This window comes from Chthonomonas sp. (assembly GCA_016788425.1).
In the GTDB taxonomy this organism is placed as follows: Bacteria; Armatimonadota; Fimbriimonadia; order Fimbriimonadales; family Fimbriimonadaceae; genus JAEURQ01.
Genome location: JAEURQ010000002.1, coordinates 327128 through 349385, shown reverse-complemented (window position 1 = coordinate 349385; position 22258 = coordinate 327128). Strand labels below are relative to the sequence as shown.

Annotated in this window: 21 protein-coding genes and 1 other RNA gene; 5 read left to right on the top strand and 17 right to left on the bottom strand. The window is 59.7% G+C overall.

Features of this window, described 5'->3' with window-relative positions:
• Window positions 1–78: 78 nt before the first annotated feature.
• From JNJ45_03540 to JNJ45_03525, 4 genes are all read right to left on the bottom strand, one after another.
• Window positions 79–1893: an ABC transporter ATP-binding protein gene (locus tag JNJ45_03540; protein ID MBL8047735.1), complete on the bottom strand. Its 1815-nt coding sequence runs from the start codon at window positions 1891–1893 to the stop codon at window positions 79–81.
• Between the two features lie 73 nt (window positions 1894–1966).
• Window positions 1967–5053, bottom strand: a complete 3087-nt coding sequence (locus JNJ45_03535; GenBank protein ID MBL8047734.1) for a hypothetical protein — start codon at window positions 5051–5053, stop codon at window positions 1967–1969.
• 268 nt (window positions 5054–5321) lie between these two features.
• The gene (gene eno / locus JNJ45_03530; GenBank protein MBL8047733.1) at window positions 5322–6605 is read right to left on the bottom strand and encodes a phosphopyruvate hydratase; all 1284 of its coding nucleotides are present in this window, start codon (window positions 6603–6605) and stop codon (window positions 5322–5324) included.
• Window positions 6606–6628: 23 nt separating this feature from the next.
• Window positions 6629–7024 carry a hypothetical protein gene (locus tag JNJ45_03525; protein MBL8047732.1) on the bottom strand — a complete coding sequence of 132 codons (396 nt, stop codon included), beginning with the start codon at window positions 7022–7024 and terminating at the stop codon, window positions 6629–6631.
• A 65-nt stretch (window positions 7025–7089) separates the two neighbouring features.
• Here JNJ45_03525 and JNJ45_03520 point away from each other — a divergent pair, with 65 nt between their 5' ends.
• Window positions 7090–7731 carry a hypothetical protein gene (locus tag JNJ45_03520; GenBank protein ID MBL8047731.1) on the top strand — a complete coding sequence of 214 codons (642 nt, stop codon included), beginning with the start codon at window positions 7090–7092 and terminating at the stop codon, window positions 7729–7731.
• A 7-nt stretch (window positions 7732–7738) separates the two neighbouring features.
• On the opposite strand, the gene JNJ45_03515 is transcribed toward JNJ45_03520, so the two are convergent.
• Window positions 7739–8209, bottom strand: coding sequence for a DinB family protein (locus tag JNJ45_03515; protein ID MBL8047730.1), 471 nt, complete (start codon window positions 8207–8209; stop codon window positions 7739–7741).
• 61 nt (window positions 8210–8270) lie between these two features.
• On the opposite strand from JNJ45_03515, the gene JNJ45_03510 reads away from it, so the two are divergent.
• Together JNJ45_03510 and JNJ45_03505 are read left to right on the top strand one after the other, a co-directional pair.
• Entirely contained in the window at window positions 8271–8990 is a 720-nt protein-coding gene (locus tag JNJ45_03510) for a superoxide dismutase (GenBank protein ID MBL8047729.1), read from the top strand.
• Window positions 8991–9074: 84 nt separating this feature from the next.
• Window positions 9075–10058 (top strand): hypothetical protein, encoded by a 984-nt coding sequence (locus tag JNJ45_03505; GenBank protein ID MBL8047728.1) that lies wholly within the window; start codon window positions 9075–9077, stop codon window positions 10056–10058.
• Here the strand turns inward: JNJ45_03505 and JNJ45_03500 are convergent.
• The 12 genes from JNJ45_03500 to trpD form a co-directional block, all read right to left on the bottom strand.
• Complete coding sequence (locus tag JNJ45_03500) at window positions 10055–11356, bottom strand: adenylosuccinate lyase (GenBank protein MBL8047727.1); 1302 nt, start codon at window positions 11354–11356, stop codon at window positions 10055–10057. The genes JNJ45_03505 and JNJ45_03500 overlap by 4 nt on opposite strands.
• Window positions 11357–11608: 252 nt before the next feature.
• On the bottom strand, window positions 11609–12850 hold the full coding sequence (gene purD, locus JNJ45_03495; protein MBL8047726.1) for a phosphoribosylamine--glycine ligase: 1242 nt from the start codon (window positions 12848–12850) through the stop codon (window positions 11609–11611).
• Window positions 12847–13440 (bottom strand): recombination protein RecR, encoded by a 594-nt coding sequence (gene recR, locus JNJ45_03490; GenBank protein ID MBL8047725.1) that lies wholly within the window; start codon window positions 13438–13440, stop codon window positions 12847–12849. Before recR ends, purD begins: the two co-directional genes overlap by 4 nt.
• A complete protein-coding gene (locus tag JNJ45_03485; GenBank protein ID MBL8047724.1) occupies window positions 13437–13766 on the bottom strand; it encodes a YbaB/EbfC family nucleoid-associated protein in 330 nt (109 codons plus the stop codon). Before JNJ45_03485 ends, recR begins: the two co-directional genes overlap by 4 nt.
• Window positions 13767–13773: 7 nt before the next feature.
• The gene (dnaX, locus tag JNJ45_03480; protein MBL8047723.1) at window positions 13774–15294 is read right to left on the bottom strand and encodes a DNA polymerase III subunit gamma/tau; all 1521 of its coding nucleotides are present in this window, start codon (window positions 15292–15294) and stop codon (window positions 13774–13776) included.
• 14 nt (window positions 15295–15308) lie between these two features.
• Window positions 15309–15407, bottom strand: an RNA gene (gene ffs, locus JNJ45_03475) — signal recognition particle sRNA small type.
• A gap of 18 nt (window positions 15408–15425) precedes the next feature.
• Window positions 15426–16805 (bottom strand): tetratricopeptide repeat protein, encoded by a 1380-nt coding sequence (locus JNJ45_03470; protein MBL8047722.1) that lies wholly within the window; start codon window positions 16803–16805, stop codon window positions 15426–15428.
• A gap of 3 nt (window positions 16806–16808) precedes the next feature.
• The gene (locus JNJ45_03465; protein ID MBL8047721.1) at window positions 16809–17597 is read right to left on the bottom strand and encodes an ABC transporter permease; all 789 of its coding nucleotides are present in this window, start codon (window positions 17595–17597) and stop codon (window positions 16809–16811) included.
• Complete coding sequence (locus tag JNJ45_03460; GenBank protein ID MBL8047720.1) at window positions 17594–18475, bottom strand: ABC transporter ATP-binding protein; 882 nt, start codon at window positions 18473–18475, stop codon at window positions 17594–17596. Before JNJ45_03460 ends, JNJ45_03465 begins: the two co-directional genes overlap by 4 nt.
• A gap of 330 nt (window positions 18476–18805) precedes the next feature.
• Window positions 18806–19375 carry a hypothetical protein gene (locus JNJ45_03455; protein ID MBL8047719.1) on the bottom strand — a complete coding sequence of 190 codons (570 nt, stop codon included), beginning with the start codon at window positions 19373–19375 and terminating at the stop codon, window positions 18806–18808.
• Window positions 19372–20148, bottom strand: a complete 777-nt coding sequence (gene trpC / locus JNJ45_03450) for an indole-3-glycerol phosphate synthase TrpC (GenBank protein ID MBL8047718.1) — start codon at window positions 20146–20148, stop codon at window positions 19372–19374. Before trpC ends, JNJ45_03455 begins: the two co-directional genes overlap by 4 nt.
• The gene (gene trpD, locus JNJ45_03445; GenBank protein ID MBL8047717.1) at window positions 20145–21137 is read right to left on the bottom strand and encodes an anthranilate phosphoribosyltransferase; all 993 of its coding nucleotides are present in this window, start codon (window positions 21135–21137) and stop codon (window positions 20145–20147) included. The genes trpC and trpD overlap by 4 nt, the downstream gene beginning before the upstream one ends.
• Window positions 21138–21210: 73 nt before the next feature.
• On the opposite strand from trpD, the gene JNJ45_03440 reads away from it, so the two are divergent.
• Both JNJ45_03440 and JNJ45_03435 read left to right on the top strand, forming a co-directional pair.
• Window positions 21211–21615 (top strand): NADH-quinone oxidoreductase subunit A, encoded by a 405-nt coding sequence (locus JNJ45_03440; GenBank protein ID MBL8047716.1) that lies wholly within the window; start codon window positions 21211–21213, stop codon window positions 21613–21615.
• Complete coding sequence (locus JNJ45_03435; GenBank protein MBL8047715.1) at window positions 21615–22220, top strand: NADH-quinone oxidoreductase subunit C; 606 nt, start codon at window positions 21615–21617, stop codon at window positions 22218–22220. The genes JNJ45_03440 and JNJ45_03435 overlap by 1 nt, the downstream gene beginning before the upstream one ends.
• Window positions 22221–22258 lie beyond the last annotated feature (38 nt).

The following is a 22258-nucleotide window of genomic DNA, read 5'->3' as shown; positions in this document are numbered from 1 at the left end:
GACACCTAAGAAGACGGATGATTGGGCGGGAAAACTCCGGCCAACTCACCCTAGATGATACTGGATAGCGCCCTCAATCTATCTACCGACTTCGCTGGCTTCACGATTGAGAAACTGCTCGTTGTAGAGTTTGGCGTAGAGCCCGCCCTCAGTCAGAAGTTCGCTGTGTGTCCCCCGCTCGACGACCTCGCCCTTGCGCAACACCAGAATCTGGTCGGCGTGGAGAATTGTGCTCAGTCGGTGCGCAATCGCAAAGGTTGTTCGCCCTTCCATGAGGCGGTTGAGCGCCTGCTGAATCACCCGCTCGCTGTTGGTATCAAGCGCGCTTGTGGCTTCGTCGAGAATCAGGATCCGCGGGTCTTTGAGGATCGCGCGAGCAATCGCCAGACGCTGCTTCTCGCCGCCGCTGAACTTGTAGCCGCGTTCACCGACCAGCGTATCCAAACCTTCGGGCAGCGAGGAAATGTGGTTCCAAATGTTGGCCGCCTCGCAAGCCGCCTGAATCTCGGCGTCGGTCGCGTCCACTTTGGCGTACTTGAGGTTCTCGCGAACCGTGTCGTGCACGAGATAAGTCTCTTGCGAGACGACGCCGATGACACTGGCCAGCGCCTCAAGTTTGATATTGCGCACGTTCTCGCCGTCAATCAAGACTTCGCCTTCCACGGTGTCGTACAGTCGGGGAATCAGGTAGCTCAGCGAGGTCTTGCCGGAGCCGCTCGGGCCGACCAAGGCGATAAGTTGCCCGGGCTCGGCCACCAAGCTGATGTTCTGCAAAGTCCAATTTTCTTGCTCAGACTCATACTTAAAGAACACGTCCCGGAGCTCGACTCGGCCTTGGCAGTTGTCCTTGGTCAGGTCGTGCGCTTGCGGAGAATCCACAATGTCCTGCTTGAAATCCAGGTATTCAAAGATGCGCTCAAAGAGCGCAAAACTAGATAAAACTTCTACATAACTCGCCATCATTCCGCTGAGCGGGAAGAACATGCGAGTCTGGAGCATGGTGAACGCGACCAACTTGCCGACGGTCAAACTCGTGTCGCCCTGGCTGATCATGAGGTACCCGGCGAGCCAATACACCAGCACCGGAATGAGGCCGGTGACTGTGCGCATCAGGCCGAAGAAGACGTAGGTCATTACCTGCTGCTTCACTTGCCAATCCGCCAAGCCTTGGCTCTCCGCGCGGAACTTTTCCATGAGTTGGCCGCGGCGGCGACTCGTCTTGATGAGCAATGCCCCGCTCACGCTGAGCATTTCCTGCATCATGCTGTTGAGCACGCCGGTCTGCTCCTGCGAGCCGCGGCGAATCTCGCGCGCCCATTCGCCAAGTCCCTGCCCGGCCTTCGCGAACAGCGGCACCAACACCAACGCGAGGAGGGTTAGCCGCCAATCCACGAGGAACATGGCGATGATCGTGGAGACAATGATCGCGATGTTGCTGATCGCATCGGTGAGGGTCGCCGAGACCACGCCTTGCACGCCGCTGACATCGCTGATCAACCGGGTTTGGATCTCGCCGGTGCGCGTGCTTGTGAAGAACTTCAGCGCCATTCCCTGCAGATGCTCGAACAGGTGGTTGCGCAGCTGGTGCATGATTTTCTGCCCGACCAACACGCTCCAATAACCGTACAGCAGCGTGAAGAGCGCGCCGAGCAGAGTCGCGATAATCGTGAGGATCGAGTACAGCACCACCGTGTCCATTTGGCGCTTGGTGATGCCCTCGTCGATGATGTGTTGCAGGAAGATCGGCGGGAAGAGGCCGAGCACCACACCGACGAGCACGGCCGCCAGGGTCTTGATGACCATGGGTTTGTGCGGCAGAAAGAGCCTCGCGACGCGGCGGATATGCTCTTTTGAGATTTTTGAGGGTGGGCGGTCAGTTCCTCCGGCAAACATGTAGAGGTTAGTTTACCAATAGAAAGGGGCGGAGTCTTGCGACCCCGCCCCTTTCGGTCTGCCTCGGTTGAGACTAGCCGTCGCCGAACTTGTCGAAGTTCCCGGCGAGGATGCTGTAGTCGGCGATGTCAACAATGCCATCTCCGTTCAGGTCCGCGCGGATATCCCAGTTCGGGCTGCTTTGGTTGCCCGCCGTTCCCGGATCGGTATCCAGTTGCGCATCGAACGCTGATGCAACGATCGAGTAGTCCGCAATGTCAATGATGTCGTTGCCATCGCAGTCGCCATTCAGCAGGTCATGCAGAATCGTGCTCGTTCCCGTCGTGGTGTTCAGCGTGATGTTGAGCTTGCGCTGGCTGAGCCAGTGACTCGTCTTCACCGTCACCCGATAAGTGCCCGCGGCGAGCGACGTCGGCAATGCCCAGACCCCGGCGGCGTTGGTCGCCACCGTCGTGGGTCCTTGCACCACCACGTTGCTCGTGTTGCGCACCGTCACGACGGCATTTACCGCGTTCGATCCGCCCCACTGCAGCAGAGTGAGATCGCCATTGAAGGTCGGCAAACCGACCGTGAGCGTGCCTGATCCGCTCGAGTTGTTATAGAACCCAGCGGCCGGGAACGTGACGCCAATCGGATGCGCACCGAAGGTGGCCCCGGCCGGAATCACGTAGTTCAGCGTCGCCACGCCACTTCCGTTGGTGATCGCCGAACCCACGCCGACGCCATCCACCGTGAAGTTCACGGTTTGGCTGCCCACCAGCGCGCTATCGTGAGCGCGCCGAAGCGTGGCCGTCAGCGCAACCGATTGCGTTCGCTGGCCGCTGACATTCGGAACCGTCAGCGTCGTGTTGGCATAGCGATTGAACGTACTCGCGGTTGAGTCCGAGTTGTACTGGGTGTCGCCCAGCCAGCTCACGCTGTAGGTGCGAGCGCCAAGCACGCCGGCCGTCACGTTCCAGTTAAAGGTCGCGAGACCGCTGGCGTTCGTCACGGCGGTGCCGACTCCGACGCCGTCCACCGTAAAGGAGAGCGTGCGACCGGAAAGGGCCGTATTGTCCGACGTGCGGGTCAGCGTCCCGGTGAGGGCTGCGTTCGAGCCGATCGTGCCGTTCACCGCGGGGACCGCGATGTTCGTGACGCCCTTGGTGACCGTCAGAAGGCCCGTCGTATCCGAAACGGCATTGTACAGCGAGTCCGCGGCAAAGTTACCGTGTACCGCGTAAGCGCCAACCGGATTGGTGATCGTGTACGTGCGAGTGGCGAAGCCGCTCGCGTTCGTCACGGCGCTGCCAATGAGCACGCCGTTGACCGTGACGCTCACCGTCTTGCTGGCCAGAGCCGCGCCATCCGTCGTGCGGATGAGTTGGAGCGTAAAGGTCACGGTCTCGCCAGGCTCGCCGGTTTCGTTCGTGATCTGAATCGCGGTGTTTGCCTTGGACACCGTGAGGACCGCCGTGTCGGTGCCCTCGTTTCGGGTCGTCGTACGGTTAACCGTACAGCTAATGGTTTGCGATGTCGGCAACGTGCCGGAAGGGACGGTGTACGACTTGGTCGCGATGCCACTGGCGTTGGTGATCGAAGTGCCCTGGGACACGCCGTTGACGGTCCAGTTGACGACGGCACTTGGAACCGCCGCGCCGCTCACCGAATCGGTGACCGTACACGTTAGGGTGCCCGTGTCCGACTGCTGAATGTTCGCCGCCGAAACCACAAGCGCATGATCGCTCTTGTAGTTGGCCGAGAAAATCCACGCGCCATATTGGGTCGTGCCGCTGACGGCACTTTCGGCGTATTCGCCGCTCATCCAAACGGTGCGCGAATCGAAGGGGTCAAGGGCGCACGTAAAGTAGTCGCCCCATCGGTTGCGTCCGCTGAAAATGCGGCTGTAGGTGTTCTCGCCCGCCTTGGCCAGCGCGCTACCTTCCAGCGCCGTGTCGGCGAGTTGCATGGAGGTCCAGCGAAGCTCAGCGAAGTCACTCGCGCCCGTGCCACTGCGGCCAAAGACGACGACACAATCGCCATCGGTGGTGCCGACGACGCCGGGATAGAAGTAGTCGAACCCGGTCGCGCCGAACGTGGCGTCCGCGGTTACCGTGGGAGCCGAGCCGGCGCTGACTGTCATTCGGGCGACGCGCACAACCGAGCGGTTTCCGCCGCCCGATTCGGCGACGGCCGAGGTCCAGGCCGCGAAGATGCGACCGCCGATGTATTCGCATTGGAGAATGCGGCAGTCGATGTTGTCGAGCAGCGCTGCGCCGCTGGGTTGGCGGATGTCGGGAGGCGTAATGTACGCGTTCACGGGTACCAAATACGTACCGAGCAGGTTCGTCTGCGCGCCGTTATCTCCGCCGGCGGTGTCGTCATACTCGCGAACCGTGAGGTCGCTCGCGCCGCCTTCTTTGGCACTCACGACATAAAATCGCGAAGGCGAAGACTGCATCGTCGCCGGGAAAACTCGCTTATCCGGCGAGCCGTTTGAACTCAAATTCCAGAAATCCTTCCAACCGATACCGCCGCCGTTGAAGACGTCGTCGGCATCCATAAAGCGGACTTTTCCAAAGGAGTCGCCGCTACCAGCCGGAGTCGGGAACATGATCGCCGAGACCGCGATGGCGTCATTCGTGTAGCCGATGTGCGGATAGTCCGCCCAAATGTTCTGGTCGGTTGAGCCGTTTTGACGAGCGTTCAGGGCCAGCGCTGTCCAGGTTCCTTCGGCGGTGTTGTCGTCAGACATGAGGAGCCACCAACGAGCGTTGTTGAAGTTCGTCGTGTCGTCGATCGAGATGATGACGCCGATAAATCGGTCGCGATAGGTGTCGTAGCGGAAGTTGGGGTCGCTCAAAAATTGGCCCGTACCAAGCAGAGTTGACCAGTTGGCCGAGACTTGCTGCACACCATTGAGGTCGTACACCCGCAGGTTGGTGTTGACCGAAACCACCATGTCGCTCGGACCTACCGCGATGGTATTGTCGGGCGGGAATCCGCCGGGGCTCGCGCCACCATATTGGAATCCGGGCCGGTACGACGGCGCGGCTTCCACATTAAACAGCATGGCTGGGTCGGTCTGCGGAGGCGTCGGCGGATGGAACGGGCGCGGATCGTAGACCGCGGCGTAGTCATCTCGCTTGTGCTTTTTGCGCTCCGAGTCCCACGGAATCATGCTTTGAGGCTCAAAGCTTCCTCCGCGCAAGACAAATTTACGAACCTCAGGTTTGGGATCGTAGCCGGAACCCGACTGTTCTTCCCCCTGAGCCATCGCCGATGCCGCGAGGGAGAGCGCTCCCACCAAGACGGCCACCGACCTTTTAAACAAGCTTCGAATATTCATGATCACACCCACTGGCGTCATGGTAGTTCTAGCAGATGCGGGGTCGGTTTGCGCAATAAAAAGTGGCGAACTTTTGAAAAGTTCGCCACTAAGGGGTCGCTCAGAGTCGGATTTTGCCGAACGCTTCGCGGCCACCGTACACGGCTTCCATGCCGAGCATTTCCTCAATCCGCAGCAGCTCGTTGTACTTCGCCACGCGGTCGGTGCGATTCGGGGCGCCGGTCTTGATCTGGCCGCAATTCGTCGCGACGGCGAGGTGCGCAATGGTCACGTCCTCGGTCTCGCCCGAGCGGTGACTCATCACCGCGGTGTAGCTAGCGCGCTTGGCCATTTCCACGGCGGCAAGCGTTTCGGTGAGCGAACCAATCTGGTTAACCTTCACCAAAATGCTGTTGGCGGTGCCTTCCTTGATGCCACGGCTGAGACGCTCCACGTTGGTGACAAAGAGGTCGTCGCCAACCAGCTGGCACTTGTCGCCGATCTTCTTGGTGAGCAAGTTCCAACTCGCCCAGTCGTCCTCGGCGATGCCGTCTTCGATGCTGATGATCGGATACTTGTCGGCCAGCGTGGCCAGGTAATCAGCTTGCTCGGCGCCGCTCAGCGACTTGCCGTTTTTGTAGTTGTACTTGCCGTCGCTATAGAACTCCGTCGCCGCGCAGTCGAGGCCCAGATAAACATCCTGACCCGCCTTCAGACCGACGCTGGCGATGGCCTCCAAAATGTAATCGAGCGCGAGTTCTTGCGAGTCGAGATTCGGCGCGAAGCCGCCCTCATCGCCGACGCCGGTCGCCAGACCCTTGCCCTTGAGCACCTTCTTCAGGGAGTGATAGATCTCGCAGCCCCAGCGAATCGCGTCGCTAAAGGTCTCCGCGCCCACGGGCAGAACCATAAACTCTTGGAAGTCAACGTTCGAATCGGCGTGTTGGCCGCCGTTGAGAATGTTGAGCATCGGCACCGGCAGCACGTGCGCGTTGACCCCGCCCACATAGCGATAGAGCGGCAAACCGGTCGCGGCGGCACCCGCCTTCGCGACGGCCAGCGAGACGCCCAAGATGGCGTTTGCGCCGAGGCGGCCCTTGTTCGGGGTGCCGTCGATTTCGAGCATCAGCTTGTCAATCGAGACCTGATCGGTTGGATCGCGGTCAATCAGTTGCGGCCCGAGCTGCTCGTTCACGGCTTCAACGGCCTGAAGAACACCCTTGCCGACGTAGCGATCGTTATCGCCATCGCGAAGCTCAACCGCCTCGAAAGCGCCGGTGCTCGCGCCAGAAGGCACGGCGGCACGGCCAAGCGAGCCGTCGTCCAAATGGACATCTACTTCAACAGTGGGGTTGCCCCGGGAATCCAGAATTTCGCGACCGACGACGTCGATAATTACCGCCATAGCTGGGAGTCTACCAGCCGAGGTCAGCGTCGTCCGGGAACCGTGAGCTCGAGTTCGTTAAGGTCGGCGAGGCGATACTCTTCTTCATCTTCGCCGGGCCACATTTCGAACGCGCCGCCATCGCGCATCGGGTTCACCGCAGTGCACCAATTGCCGGAAACAACTGCGCCATCCCATTTGCCTTGATACAGGTACGGAATGCCGACGCCGCCTTGCGAGGGCTCGGTGGTGTAGGTGTAGCGACGGGTCAGCGAAACGTTGCCATCGGTGCCGAAGGTGCCGATGACTTCAAAATCGCCGTCGCGATCGGAGCCAACGCCCACAATGCGACCACCGTTGATATTCAGATGGAGCGTTTCGGTGATGCGGTTTCCCCATTGGACCGACCACCCCAACCATGTTCCGGACCGACCTTCCATTGATACACCCTAGTTTACGCCAACTTTCGCTAAATGCACGCAAAAAAGTTCGGTACACTCGCGGCATGACCTTGGGTCGGGAAAGCTATTTTTGGCACAAACTTCACTCGCTGACAGGCATCATTCCCGTCGGCTTTTACGTTGCCCAACACCTGACGCTTAACTCGTTTGCCTTTGCCGGCAAGGAGAACTACAACGGGGTCATCAAATTTTTCGGAAGCATTCCCGAGCACATCATGTGGGTGTTGCGCATCGGCATCATCTTCCTGCCGCTGCTCTTCCACGCCGTGTACGGCATGTTCATCGTGGCTCGCGGCAACCCAAACTACTCGCAAGCGAGCTACAAATATCGCGAAAACCGATATTACACGCTGCAACGGCTGTCCGGCCTGTTCTTGGTGGCGTTCCTGATCTACCACTACATTGATGCCCCCATCAAGGGCTTGGTGCAGGGGCACGAGGCGATCTATTACGAAGCCTGGAAGACCAAACTCCTCAGTTCCTTCGGACTCCCGCTCGTGATGTACGTGCTGGGTGTGATCTCGGCCGCCTACCACTTGGCCTACGGAATCTGGAATTTCTGCATCCGCTGGGGCATCACCATCAGCGAGAAATCGCAAGCCCGAATGGGGAAAGTCAGCTTCGGTGCGTTCGTCCTACTCTCGGGCCTGGGTGTCGTTTCGCTGGTCGGATTCTTTATCCACTAAGCACGGATTACCAAGTGCCGACGACCTTGTTGGCCAGGTACTCGGTGATCTGCTCGACGTGATACGTGTCGTGCGCCGACAGCACGTTGCCGGTTTCGCGGATTGTCACTCGCCCGCGCTCGCTGTGGTTGTACGCACGATCCAGTAAGGCCGGGTCCAAAGCGCGGATCATGGCGACCGTCGCAGCTCGCTCCTTCGCAAATCGGGCGAGCGTGTCCGCCACATTCGCCTGAGCGTAGTTGTTGCGAATGGCGAGTTCCCCTTCGTCAATGCCCTCAACCGCACGGCCGTCCTCGTCCAGGGCCGCTTGGATGCGCTGCCGGAAAATCGGCTCCCAATCCGCGAGGTGAGCAATGACCTCGCGCGGCGTAAAACGATCGCCTTTGCGTTCATCCAGTTGGGCTTCGGTCAGCAGTCCGTAGAGTCGTTCGAAAATGACGGGACCAAACTCGGCGCCAAGCAGATGGTAGTGGACCATGGGAAAAAGCGTACCCGCAAGGTGAGCATCTACCCGCCCGCGAGACGTAAACTAACCGTAGATGAGCCGAGAGATCGAGATTTCGCGTCGCAGTGTCCTTGCCATGTGTGGGGTCGCCGTTGTGACGCCGAGTCTGGGTCAAATCGGGTTCAAGGAAAACTCCATGGAAACTATTGCCTCCCCCAAACTTGTTGCTGTTCCGCAAGCGATTCCGGACAAGGTGTACACCTCCGAGCGAGTGGGAATCTCGCGCAAGACCCACGACGAACACCTGAAGCTGTGGCAGGGCTACGCAAACAAGACCAACGAAATCCGCAAGGCGCTTGCCGAAATGGAAGTAGACCCTGCCAAGGCTAACCAGATTTTCAGCCAGATGCGCGCGCTGAAGGTGGACTACACCTTTGCCTACGAAGGCTACATTAACCACAACGTTTACTTCGAAACGCTCGGCGGCGAAGGCGGCCCGGCAACCGGCGCGGTGGCCGACCTCATCAACGAAGCCTACGGCTCGTTCGACAAGTGGCTCGCCGACTTTAAGGCGACGGGCATTGCCGGACGCGGCTGGGTCTACCTGGCCTACGACCACGAGGAAAAGCGAGTGTTCAACTACATCGGCGACGCCCAGAACAGCTTCCCGATTTGGAACCATACGCTACTGCTCGCCATGGACGTGTACGAGCATGCTTACTTCATCGATTTCCAGACCGCGCGGGCCAAGTACATCGAGGCTTATCTGCAGTGCATCGACTGGAACGCGGTGAACAAGCGCATTCCCAAGTAACCCTAACAGTCCATTTGGTCAGAATCCCCCGCACTTTTAGCAGGTGCTGGGGATTTTTGTTGTGGAATAACAATTTTGGGAAAGATGAGCGTCAACTTCGATGAGATATGGGCCTTGGGTGTTGCCGGTCAGGCGACACCGAAAACGATTAGCTACCTTTACAAACTGTTGGAAGCCCCGAATCCGTCGACGGAATTGCAAGTTTGCGTATCGAGAATTGAACTTGCGCAGCTTGATGCTTACTCGGCGATCAATCGAGCCGCCGAGGCTCTGGCGGGGCTGAACAACTCCTCGCCCTGGTCGGGTCGGGCCCTGACGGTGATGTCGCAAGGCTACGGCGAATTGGGCCACACCCGCGAAGGTCACCAATTTGCCCGCGAAGCCAAACAAGTTTCAAGTGAGGCCGACGAAGCCGAGGTGTTCCTGGCCATGGCGCACAACGAACTCGTCGACGGCAACCTCGACGTGGCCGAACGAGCGACGGCGACCGCAATTCAGGTGTTCAACGCTCACGGCAAGACGCAGGAAATGGTGGCGGCCACGATTCAGCTGGGCACCATCCGCAAGGAGATGGGCCAACCATCGGCGGCGGAACGCGCCTTTGAAATCGCCGGCCGGCATTTGACAGCAGGGCAAGAGTTGCAGCGGGCACGGATTGATGCTCTGCGGGCTTCAACCGTGGAGGAGCCGGGTCTGGCCGAGCTCCGCCTGATCATGCACAGCGTGGCCTTGGCCGAGCAGCACGATCAGAAGCGCGCTCTGTTGGAGCACTACGGCGACTTTGCGCACGTGCTGAGCGCAACCGGCGACCACGAAAAGGCGGCGCTGGTTGCGCAAAAGCTGACCACTCTAGCCGAGAAGTCCGGCATGATTCGCCCGCAGTTGACGGGTCATAAAGCGATGTCCAACGTGCTGCTCCGAGCCGGGCAGGTGCACCAGGCGCAAATGGCGCTGGCGCGTGCCCGCGACGTGAAGCCGAGCATGATTTTGAACGACACGACGCGGGTGCAACACACGCTGATCCAGCTGAAAAAGCTGCACCGCGAGCTCAAGCAAAAGATCGGCTAGGCCAGCGACTTGGGCGCGTTGCGCAGGTGCGCTTCCAGCGAGAAGAGGTGATCCACTTCCTCACTCGTCAGCCGCTGCGTCACGTCGGAATCTTCGGCCACGCAAGTGCGGAAATCCTTGGCCTCATCCCAGCTTCGCGCGGCGTTGCGCTGGGCAACCTTGTAGGCATCCTCGCGGCTAAGACCCTTTTGGATGAGCGTGACCATGACGTGCTCGCTGAATACGAGATCGCCCATCTGGCGGAGATTGCGCAGCATATTCTCGGGCATGACGACCAGTCCGCGAATCTGCGCGACCATGCGATGGATCATGAAATCGAGCATGGTGAAGGTGTCCGGGAACACGATTCGCTCGGTGGCCGAGTTCGAATTGTCGCGCTCGTGCCAGGTCATGATCGCCTCGAACATCGCGCCAGCATTGGCGCGGATGACGCGGGCGAGCCCGCACACGGTTTCGCTTTGCCACGGGTTGCGCTTGTGCGGCATGGCGCTGCTGCCGGTTTGACCGGCGCGGAATTCTTCCTGAACTTCGAGGATTTCGGTGCGCTGCAAGTTTCGAAGTTCGGTCGCGATGCGCTCTAGCGACCCAGCCAGAACGGCGCACGCGCCCAGCAAGTGCGCGTGAGAATCTCGGGCGACAATTTGCGTGCTGTTCTTGGCCGCGATAAGACCAAGATTCGTACAAATTCTTGCTTCTAAATCGCGGTCCACATGGGCGTGGATGCCGACCGCGCCGCTGACCTTACCGACCGCGACTTCTTGGCGGCATTGTTGGAAGCGAGCTTCCGCACGTTCAAGTTCGTAATACCAACCTTCTACTTTATGGCCAAAAGTCACCGGCTCGGCATGGATGCCGTGCGTGCGGCCGATGCATGGGTGGTGCCCCGCTCGATCAAACAGAGTTCGCAGTTCCTGCCGAAGCGAGCCGACGGAGCTAATGAGCACGTCGCACGAGTCGCGCAGCATGATGCCAAGCGCGGTATCGATGACGTCGTAGCTAGTCACGCCGAAGTGAATCCATCGCCCCGGCTTGGGATCGAGTGCCGTGGCATTGTTCACGTTTTCGCTCAAACAACGGACAAAGGCCATCAGGTCGTGGCGCGTGACTTCCTCAATTTCGTCGCAGCGCTCCAGCGTAAAGCTGGCGTGCTGCTGAATCTCGGCGAGTTCGCTCGCCGGGAAGAGCCCCGCCTCAGAATAGGCTTCGCAGATGGCGAGTTCGACCTGCTTCCAGCACTCATACTTGGCCTGTCGGCTCCAAATATTCATCATCGCGGGCGTGCTGTAGCGGTCAATCATTGCCTGTAAGGGTACCTTTTCGAGCCTCTCCTAGCCCTGTTTTGCACACTTTCCGGGATGTGGATAAGTTTGTGGATATGTACTTGTAATGGTGGAAAACTCTGGTTTTGCCACCCCTGGTAAATCCAATGGCTTAAGTTCAAGTTTTGCGTACGCGGGTCACAAAACTAGGCATTTGTGACAATAAGATTCGAGGCATTCATTCGCCTCGTCCCCTGTAGTGGCCCTGACGATCTCCGTTGGGGCACTTCTTCATCCCCTCGCGCCGATATCGGTGCGCCAGATGAGACCCTCACTTTCGATCTTCGCGACCGCCCGGTAGGCAGTCGCCCGGGCCGCGGCCACGTCGGCCCCGACTGCCGAGACGCCAAGCACTCGCCCACCGGAGGAGACCAACTGGTCGCCTTGCATGGCGGTTCCGGCATGGAAAATCTCTACTTCTTCGGGCATGTCGCTCGGGATATGAATAGGGATGTTCCGTTGAACTTGCCCAGGATATCCTCCCGCCGCCATCACGACGGTGACCGCGGCTTCTTGGCTGACGGCCACTGGCGGGATCTCGTCGTTATTGGCGCAAGCCAGCAGGGCATCCCCAAAATCGGGGCCGAGGCGTCGCATGACGCTTTGCGTTTCGGGGTCGCCAAATCGCACGTTGTACTCCAGACATTGGATGGAATCCCCGTCCATCATAAGCCCGCTAAACAGCACGCCACGGTAGGAAATTCCCTGCTTTTCGAGTTCGGCGAGGAGCGGGGCGACGACCAGTTCTTCGGTCCGCGACACGACGTCGGCGGTCACCGCCGGTACCGGCGAGTAGGTGCCCATGCCGCCGGTGTTAGGCCCGCGATCGCCGTCGAGGGCTCGCTTGTAATCTTGTGCGACGGGCAAGCTTTGGTATCCGCGGCCATTGACCAAGGTGAGGAGGCTGAACTCGAACCCGCCGAGACGATCTTCCACCACCACCGTCGCACCGGCGTCACCAAACTCGCGGTCCACGATCATCATGGCGATGGCGTCGTCGGCTTCGGCGAGGTCGCTCGTGACGATCACACCCTTCCCGAGCGCAGCGCCACTCGCCTTAATGACCACCTGAAGTCCGCGGTCGTGGCGCGCCCGAGCAAAGGCTCGCGCCTGCTCCGGGGTTGTGCAAACGGCGCTCGCCGCGGTCGGCACGCCCGCGGCCAGCATCATTTCCTTGCTCCACGCCTTGCTGGCCTCGAGCTTTGCACCCCTAGCGCCCGGCCCAACGACGGCAAAACCTTCCGCCCGCAAGGCGTCGGCCAAGCCTTCGATCAAGGGGTTCTCAGGACCAATAACGATGAGGTCTGGCTGCACAAACTTGGCGCATTCCAGGGGGTCGGACATGTCCAACGTGGCAATCCCATGCCGCAGCGCGCCAGGATTTCCGGGTGCCCAAATGACTTCACCGAAATCGCGGAGCCGCCAGGCGAGCGCGTGCTCGCGGCCACCCGAACCCAAGACCAACGTTTTCATAACTCGCGACGATATTCCAGTGCGCTCAGCAGAGTGGCCGAGTCGGCATAATCGAGTTCCCCGCCCACGGCCATGCCTTGCGCCAGCCGGGTCACGCGCACTCCAAGCGGCTTGATCAGCTTGGCCAAGTACAACGCGGTCGTATCGCCTTCGATGGTCGGGTTGGTGGCGATAATCACTTCCTCGATGTCGCCTTCGAGCCGGGCGAGCAATTCGCGAATCTTCAGTTGCTCGGGCCCGATCCCGTCCATCGGCGAGAGCAAGCCGTGGAGCACGTGAAAACCACCGCGATATTCGTGAAGTCGCTCAATCGCGGCGATGTCGCGAGCCTCGCCCACCACGCAGATTTGTTGAAGATTTCGCCGCGGGTCTCTACATATCTCGCAGAGTTCGCTTTCGCTGATGTTCTGGCAGGTTGTGCAAAGTTGCAGCTTCTCGCGAGCCACTGTTAGCGCGTTCGCTAGGCGCTGAACATCTTCGGCGGGTTGCCGCAGCACGTGGAACGCCAGCCGCTGAGCCGACTTCGGGCCGAGGCCAGGAAGCTTCTCCAGTTCGGCGATGAGTTGCGCGAGAGGTCGGGCGAACGTCACATGCCCATGCCGGGAATGTTCGGCATAATTTCGCGCACTCGCTCTTCGCGCAGGTTGGTTGACTTTTCGAAACCAGCGCGGATGACGCCGACAATCACATCTTCCAAAGATTCCTTGTCGTCGGGATCGATGAGCGCCTGGTCAATCGAGAGCGAGAGGATCATGCCGCGACCATCGAAGGTGGCTTGGCAACCATTTTGTTCGAGTTCCACTCGCTCGTTCGCCAGTTCCTCTTCCATGTTCTGAGCGCGCTGCATCGCTTGTTGCATCATGCCGCCCATGCCGCCGCCGGCATTTCCAAAACCATATCCTTTAGGCAATTTCATCGCTTAATCACATCCCCTCAAAAGTTTCTTTGGTGAGCTCGTGGAGTTTCTCACCTTCTGCGGGTAATTCTACCGCCGAGTCGGAAGGCACGGGCGCCGAAGCCACGGCGGTGCCCGCCTTCAAAACCAGTTTGCGGCCCTTGCCGTCCGCAGTGGCCCAGCCGGCCATGATCGCCGCCTTCACCTTCGGCTTCTCTTCCACCCAATCCAGGTCCATGGCGCGCTCAAACATGATCACCACTTCCTTATCCGACTCAGTGGCGATCGCCGACTTCTCAAGGTGCATGCGGGCAAGTGGTGACTTCTCCGAGAGGTCGGCGACTACTTGCTTCCACGGATGCTGAGCGGTCGCGGCCGGTTCCGGCGTCACCGCCTTGGTCGGCACCGGCGCATCCACCACCGGTTTGGCTTGCGGAGCAGTTGGCTTCGTCGCCACGACTTGTGGGGCCGGTTGCGCAGCCGCGACTAGCCACGACTCCAGCCAAATCTTGGGCAGGGTTACGTCTTTGACGTTCTTGTGAGCCTGACCGATCGCCTCACGCACGCGGGCCAGGCCCTCCGGCGACATCTTTACGGCGAGTTCGCGCGCCGCCGCGTCGGCGGTCGCGTCCGATCCGGACGAGGACTCGATATTGTAAAGCCCGCGAGTCAAATCGCTCACCCGCATGAGGCACGCTTCCAGAATGCTGCGCGGATCGCGGCCCAGTTGGTAGGTTTCGTCCATGCCGCGAAGCACAAGCTCAGCGTCGCCACTCGCCATCCCGAGCAAAATCTTGTCCACCGATTCGGTTTGGATCAACCCGAGCTGCGCGACGACATGCGCCTGCGTGAGGGTGCCCTCGCAGGTGAGCAGAAGCTGTTCCAGCAGCGTCAGAGCATCGCGGTAACCGCCATCGGCCATGCGGGCGATCGTTTGCACGGCGGCCGGTTCCACCTGGTAACCCTCGGCTTCGGCTACGAACTTGATGCGGTCAACCAAGTTGTTGACCGAGGCCCGGTGAAACTCAAACTTTTGGCAACGCGACCGAATGGTGGCCGGCACCTTATGGAATTCGGTGGTCGCGAGAATAAAGACAATGTGCGCCGGCGGCTCTTCGATGGTCTTGAGCAAGGCGTCAAACGCCTTCGGCGAGAGATCGTGGACTTCGTCAATGATGAACACGCGGTAGGGCGCGCTCACCGGCATGTACTCCACGGCCCCGACAATCTTCTCCCGGACTTCGTCAACGCCCGCCTCGCTGGCGGCGTCAAATTCCAGCACGTCCATGCTGCTGCCATCCGTAATCGAGAGGCACTGCTCGCACTCGTTGCAGGGCTCGGTGCCGTTAAGATTCGTGCAGCTGAGCGCCTTGGCCACCAGGCGCGCGGTGCTGGTTTTGCCCGTTCCTCGCGGCCCGGTGAACAAAAAGCTCTGCGCGACCTTGCCCGACGAGAACGCGTTTTGGAGCGTGCGGACGACGTGCTCTTGCCCCATCAGGTCGCCAAATGTTTGGCTGCGGTATTTGCGATAGAGGGCGAGTTGAGCCATGGCCAAAGTAACGATAATGCCGGGAATATCGCGTCGCACCTAGTATCGAGCTACCGTTGCTGCCTTCCGGCCCTGGCGGAGTTCACCGACCTATAGCCGCGCGGTTCCCGGCGATATCGTGTCCCTTGAGTTTACTTTGTGGCTTGCGCGTCTTGGCTTCGCAAACTCGGAATTTCGATAAAGTCTTCCGATCCCTTGGCCGCCTTATCCACAAAGTTCTTCGTCGCCAGCACCGGCACCTTGCCGCCGCCCATGCTCCATTCGCCTCGCCGCAGAATCATGTCGCGGGTAAGCGGAATGTTGTGGTACAGCACGCGCTGATTCGGGCGAATCTCCGTGTTGAGGAAGTTCTTATCCGTGAACCCTTCGCCATTCCAGCTGAACTTGTCCTGAATGTGCGGGGGAGCGCTGCGCGGGTTGTAATAGAACTCGGCCACGTAGTTTTGGGTTTTGAACGGGTACATCGTCGGGTCGCGACTCATGTCGCACGTTCGATCGAAGCGCTGGTTCTTGACGTACAGTTGGTCCTGCATGAAGGTCAGGTCGCGGGGCGGATCCAAGTTCACCGCGCCGTCTTGCTTCCACTTCATACCGCCGGGCACCGCGTTGGGATAATCCTCATCGCGGAGAACCACGCGAATGCGGGTTCCGACCGGTCGCACGCCATAGCTACCCTCAAAGCGAACCACCTTGGGTTCGGGGATGGTGATGCGAACGCTGAAGTTCACATCAAACGGCGGTTGCGTATCGTAGGGAATCGCGCCCGGGCCTTCTTCGCGGCCAAACCATCCGCGCTGACTCATCCGCACAAGCATCGTGTCGAGGTTGCCCTCAATCGTGTCTTGGGTGACGCGAGCTTGGAAGTCGGCGCCCGCGGCGTCCCGCTTCTTGGCTTCGGCGAGCAGTTTTTCGTAATACTCAAGGGCCTTATCAATCTGTCCATCGCGCTGATACGCGTTGCTCAGCAGGTTGCGGCGAGCCGGAATGATGTCGGGCTTGGTGATCGCCTTTTCCCAGTACGAGACTGATTGACCGTAGTCGTCGTCAATCTTGTGATAGAACAACCACCCCGTCTCGAAGAACATTTCGTACGTGTTGGGGTTGTTGCGGGAACCTTCGTCGCCTAGGGCAACCGCGCTCGGAATGTAGCGGCGGTCGCTGCGACTTTGTTCGTCGGTGAAGTTGTAGGCGATGTGCCACATGCCAGTCGCGTAGACGTCAATCTGACCCGGATCGAGCCAGGTCACCAGGCGAATGATCGGCAGGATGGCGTCGTAGTTTCCACTCTCAAAGTAGCTATCGCCCTTGACCCAGAGGATGCCCGCGATCATTTCGCGGAAGCCCGAGAGCGCGAGCAGAAACTGCTCCGAAGACAGGCCGCTCACGTAGCCCGTTTGCTTGGGCATGAACTTCTCCTTGTAGGTAGGTTGCACCTGCGTGCGATCCCACACGGCCTGCCCAATGCCGCACGCGGCGAGCAAACCGAACATGATTGCGCGAGACTTCTTCATGGCTTAAACCTCCCGATTTTCGAAGACCAACATTCCGACGATCAGCACGCCCACGATGTAGACGATGCCGTACACGGCGGCGTCGATGTAGTAGCGGGTGACGTTCCCGATCTGCTGGGTATTGATCTCCAGATTTTGCACGTTGAACCGGCTAAAGTTGGGCAATACGGAGCCCACCAAACTAGCAAACCCCTTCACCATCGGGTGAGTTCCCTGCTGGCTGCTGATGGATTCAAACACGCTGCTAAAGAGCGTCCCGACTAAGTACAAACCGAGGCTGACAAAGATGTTGACCAGCGGTGGAAGGAAGGTACTGAGCGATATCGCGACGGCGGCGAGCAAGCACGTTTGCACGTAGTACATCAGCGCAACTTGCGCGATGCCGGCGAGGTCGGACATGGGCGCGCCTTCTTGGAATTTCCAGTACAGCAGAATCGAAAGCCCAGTCATCATCGCGATCATCAGGCCGAGTGCGCCAATGGCGCCCAGGTATTTGCCGACCAGCAACTGCCACCGGCGAACCGGCTTACACAGAATCGTGTAAATGGTACGGCGCTCGATTTCGTTGGGGATGATGTAGACCGTGAGGATGACCGCGATCATCACCGCCGTCAGCTGCATGGTCCCGAAGATAAAGCTCTTAAGAACGGTGCGTTCTTGGCGGGCCGAAAGGGCTTGCAGGCCGGGCGCGATGCCCAGAAGCAACACGCCGATCAGCAAGATAACGAGCAGAACCTTGCGGCGAATCGCTTCGCCAATTGTGGTCGCGGCAATGGCGGTGATTACTTTCACGAGTTTTGCTCCTGCGGGTTTCGGCCGTAGTTCGACGTCCGAACGGTTTCGATGAACAGGTCTTCCAGGCGCTTGCGGCGCGGAATCACGCTGACGATGCTCGCCTTAGCCGAGCGGAGCGTGTCCAGGACGGCGTTGATGTCGGCGTCGTCGGGCATGTCCAAAATCAGGCGACCGTTCTTAAAGCTGTGGATGGCACTCGCCGATTCCAGCGCTTTGCTCGTCGCTTCGGGAACGTCGTCGGCGGTGATTTCCATGCGACCACCGGCGAGCAACGTGTCGAGCGAGCCTTGCGCTTCGACCTTGCCCTTGTTGATAATCGCGACGCGATCGCAAATGCGCTCGACGTCGGAGAGTTCGTGCGAGGAAATGAAGACGGTCTTCCCTTCTTCGCGGAACTGCAGAATCAGGTCACGCACTTCGATGTGAGCGATGGGGTCGAGACCGCCGGTCGGCTCGTCGAGGAAGATGAGCTTGGGATCGTTAAGCAAGCTCTGCGCCAGACCGATCCGTTGCTGCATCCCCTTGGAATACTGATTGATGGTCTTGTGGCTATCGCCGGCGAGGTTCACCTTCTCCAGCAGAGCCTGGCATTTATCATTGTCTTTGATGCCAAACAGGCTGGCGTAGAACTTCAGAATTTCCATGCCCGTCATATGTTCGTAGTAATACGGCTTTTCGGGCAGGTAGCTCAAAAGGCGGTGGACTTCAATGTCGTCAACGTCGTGCCCGAGGATGCGAGCATCGCCCGAGGTGGGCACGATGACGTTGAGGAGCATCTTAATCGTCGTGGTTTTCCCGGCTCCGTTCGGCCCGAGAAACCCGAAGATTTCGCCCTCTTCGACCTGAAGATTGAGATTGTCGACAACGGAGACCACCCCGCGCTGCCGGCTCTTGTAGCTTTTAGTTAGGTTAACTGTTTCAATCGCTAGTGGCAAAATGCTGCCTCCGCAAAAATATTGCGTTTGGAATCTTACCCGCGCCAAGGGGTGGACTACCCGACGGACCTTTTGTGACAAACTTTTAATATTGCGGTGAAAAGCACAATATTTTATGTCACACAATAAAATTTCGTTGGTATCATGATTGTAGCAAGGTCAATGGTGTGATCCAACGCGGTCTTTAAAACAACGCCAGCGACAAAAACAAACTTGCGGGAACGTGCTTTGCTCTCCTTTCAGCGTTCCCGCTATTTTTTTGCCTGAAGGTCAGAGTTTTGCGGCGGCGATGAAATCGCGCATCCGAGCCGGGTCCTTGATTCCGTAACTGGCTTCGGTTCCGCTGGCCACATCCACGCCGAAGGGCTGGACCTTGGCGATAGCGGCAGCCACATTGTCGGGTGTTAGGCCACCCGCAAGGTGCATGGCCTCATATCCTTGTTCCACCAGCTTATGCGCGGCGTCCCAGTCGGCCAGTTGACCGGTTCCGCCGAACTGCCCGGCGACGGTCGGTTCGAGAATGAATTCTTGCGCGGGCTCCCACCGCGGCGCATGGTCGAGGGTGAGAGCGGGCCGTTGTCGTTCTCGCGGGGTGGCCCCGGGGGACCAGCGGTACTGAACGAGGTCGAATCCTTCGATGCCTTTGAATGCATAGAATTCGCCGAAGACCACCACGGTCTGAGCCTTGCCTTGTGCAATGCGAGCCAACTCCTTTGCTCGCTCAGGAGTAAGGGCCCGCTTGCTCGTGGGTTCGACAACAAAGCCGACCGCGTCGGCCCCAAGCTCAATGGCCAATTCGACGTCCATCTCGCGCGTGAGCGCGCAGATTTTTACCTTCACCAACCCATGACCTCGATGACCGCCGCGCCGGGATCGGCGGCCTTGACGAACGCTGTTCCGATCAGCACGCTGCGGGCACCGGCCGCTTGCACTCGAGCGACGTCGGCGGCGTTGCGAATGGCGCTCTCGGCGACCAAGTGAACGTGGCTGGGAACTTTGGGCGCGAGTTCCTCCAGAGTTTCGATCCGCGTTTCAAACGTCCGCAAGTCGCGATTGTTCACGCCGACGAACGTCGCGCCCGAGTCGAGCGCACGGCCCATCTCTTGGGCGTCATGAACTTCGACGAGAGCGTCAAACCCTAGGCCCTCGGCGAGTTCGCGAAGGCCCTTGAGTTCGGCGTCATCGAGGCCGTATGCGATGAGCAAAATGGCATCCGCGCCCATGGCTTTGGCCTCCCAAATGTCGTACTCACTCACGGTGAAATCTTTGCGGATGACCGGGACCGAGGCGGCGCGCTTGGCCGCGATCAGATTGCCTTGCGAACCCTGGAAAAACTCGGCGCAGGTGAGGACGCTCATGGCCTGCACGCCCGCCAAACGGTAGGCGTTCGCGATCTGCACGGGGTCGAAGTCCTCTCGCAGCACGCCTTTCACCGGACTCGCCTTCTTGACCTCCGCGATCAGGGAAATGGGTCGGTTTGCATTTTCGAGCGCGCGCCGAAATCCGGCCGGCGGCTCGACTTGCCTGGCTTGGAGGTCGCGAAGCGGCACGCGGGCGTGCTTCTCCGCTTGCGATGCCCGCTTTTGAGCGAAGATTTCGTCGAGGATATTCATGAGCGGGTGGCCTCCACAAACTGGTTGAGCTTACGCTCGGCGGCGCCCGATCGCAGGGTCTCGCGCGCAAGTTCCGCGCCCTCAGCGATGCTGCCCGCGCGCCCGGCCAGCCACAGACCCACCGCCACGCTAGGGATGAGCGCGTCACTGCGACGCGGGTCGCGACCCGAGAGAGCCAGCCGCAAGACGTCCGCCGATTCAGCCACGGTTTCGCCCGGCGAAAGGTCAACTTCACCGATGCCGAAATCGCGCGGCGCCAACGTGAGCAGCTCTCCGTTCAGCAGCACCAAAGACGTGACTCCCACCGGCGAGACCTCGTCCATGCCGCCTTCGGCATGAACGATCGCGCCGCGCTGGACTCCGAGCCGGGCGGCGGCTTCGGCCATGATCGGCAGCGCCTCGCGAGAAAAATGCCCAATGAGCTGCACGTTGGCCCGCGCCGGGTTAGCGAGCGGGCCAAGCCAATTGAACACTGTGCGAACACCAATCTCTCGCCGAATCGGCCCCATCACCCGCATGGCGGGATGCTGGTTTGGCGCGAAAAGGAACTGCATTCCGGTCTCGCGAAACACGCGCTGGAGGTTGGGCACATCAAGCTCGAGGTTCGCGCCCAGCGCCTCCAGCACATCCGCGCTGCCGCACTTACTACTCACCGCACGATTGCCATGCTTGGCCACGTGCACTCCAGCGGCCGCCGCCACAAAGGCCGCGCCCGTACTGAGATTGAAGCTCGGCGGACCGCCTCCGGTGCCGCAAGTGTCCAGCACGACGTCACCCTCCACCGGCACCGCGACCATGTGCTCGCGCATTTCGGTGACGAACCCCACCAACTCGTCGGCGGTCGGTCGCTTAGCGGCCAATGCTCCCAAAGCAGCCGCCTTTTGCAGGGGGCTCACATCTTCGCTAAGGAAGGCTCGAAACAACTCGCGCGCCTCGGCTTCGCTGAGGCTCTCGCCCAGCATCAATTTTTGAAGGCCGTCCGCGATCATTCCACCGTGATTTTGGCCGTTGCTTGGGTATGCTTGCCCGAGTATGAGTGCGAGCTATGCTCCTATTCTAATATTGGTCGCGGTTGCCGCGATCATTTGCGCCGCCATGGTGACCCTCAGCTACGTGCTCGGTCCCAAAAAGGTGACGCCTTACAAGCAGTCGCCTTACGAGTGCGGCGTGGCTCCGCTCGGCGATGCAAACGAACGCTTCCCCATCAAGTTTTATCTGGTGGCGATGATCTTCATTCTGTTTGACATTGAAGTCGTCTTCCTATGGGGCTGGCTCACGGTGTTCAAGCACGCGCCGTTGCCGTTCCAAATCTTCAGCTTCTTCGAGATGTTGGTTTACATGGGCCTGTGGGTCGCCGGCTACTACTACGCGGTTCGCGTGGGGGCGTTCGACTGGGATGATGCCGCCGCCAAGGAAGAAGAGCAGCTCATGATTGCCGAAGGCACGCCGATGGAGGTGGCAAGCTAATGCCGATTCCAATGGACGGTACCGAGCGCCTGGAAGCTAAGCTGGTTCGCGAGCAATATGGCGCGGCGCTGGTGAAGGTCAAGGAGTATCGCGGCGACACCTGGCTTTGTGTCAGCGTGGACAAACTGATCGAGATTCTCTCGTTCCTGCGCGATCACCCGGCTCTACAGTACAGCTACTTTAGCGAGTGCGTGGGCGCCGACTATAGCGCGTGGAACCACGAGCGCGATCTTGATGGCCGCTTCGAGGTGGTTTACAACCTCATGTCCCTGAAGCATCACTCCCGCATTTTTGTGAAGGTCGCGGTGAACGACGGCCAAGCCATCCCGACCGCGAAGCATGTTTTTGCCGGTGCCGAGTACCCCGAGCGCGAGATCATGGACCTGTACGGTGTGATCTTTGAGGGCAACACCGACCATCCGGGACGGTTTTTGCTGCCGGATGACTGGGTGGGCTTCCCCCTCCGCAAGGAATATCCCCTCGGCGGCGAGGACGTGGTGTTTGACCAAGATACCAAGGGGCCGGCGGTCGAAGATATCTCCATGCCGTTCGCGGGCTCCAGCTTCGACGGCAACACCGGAACCGAGAAAGTCTCGGGTCGTTAAGCACAAAAAAAATCCCGGACCAATCTGGTCCGGGATTT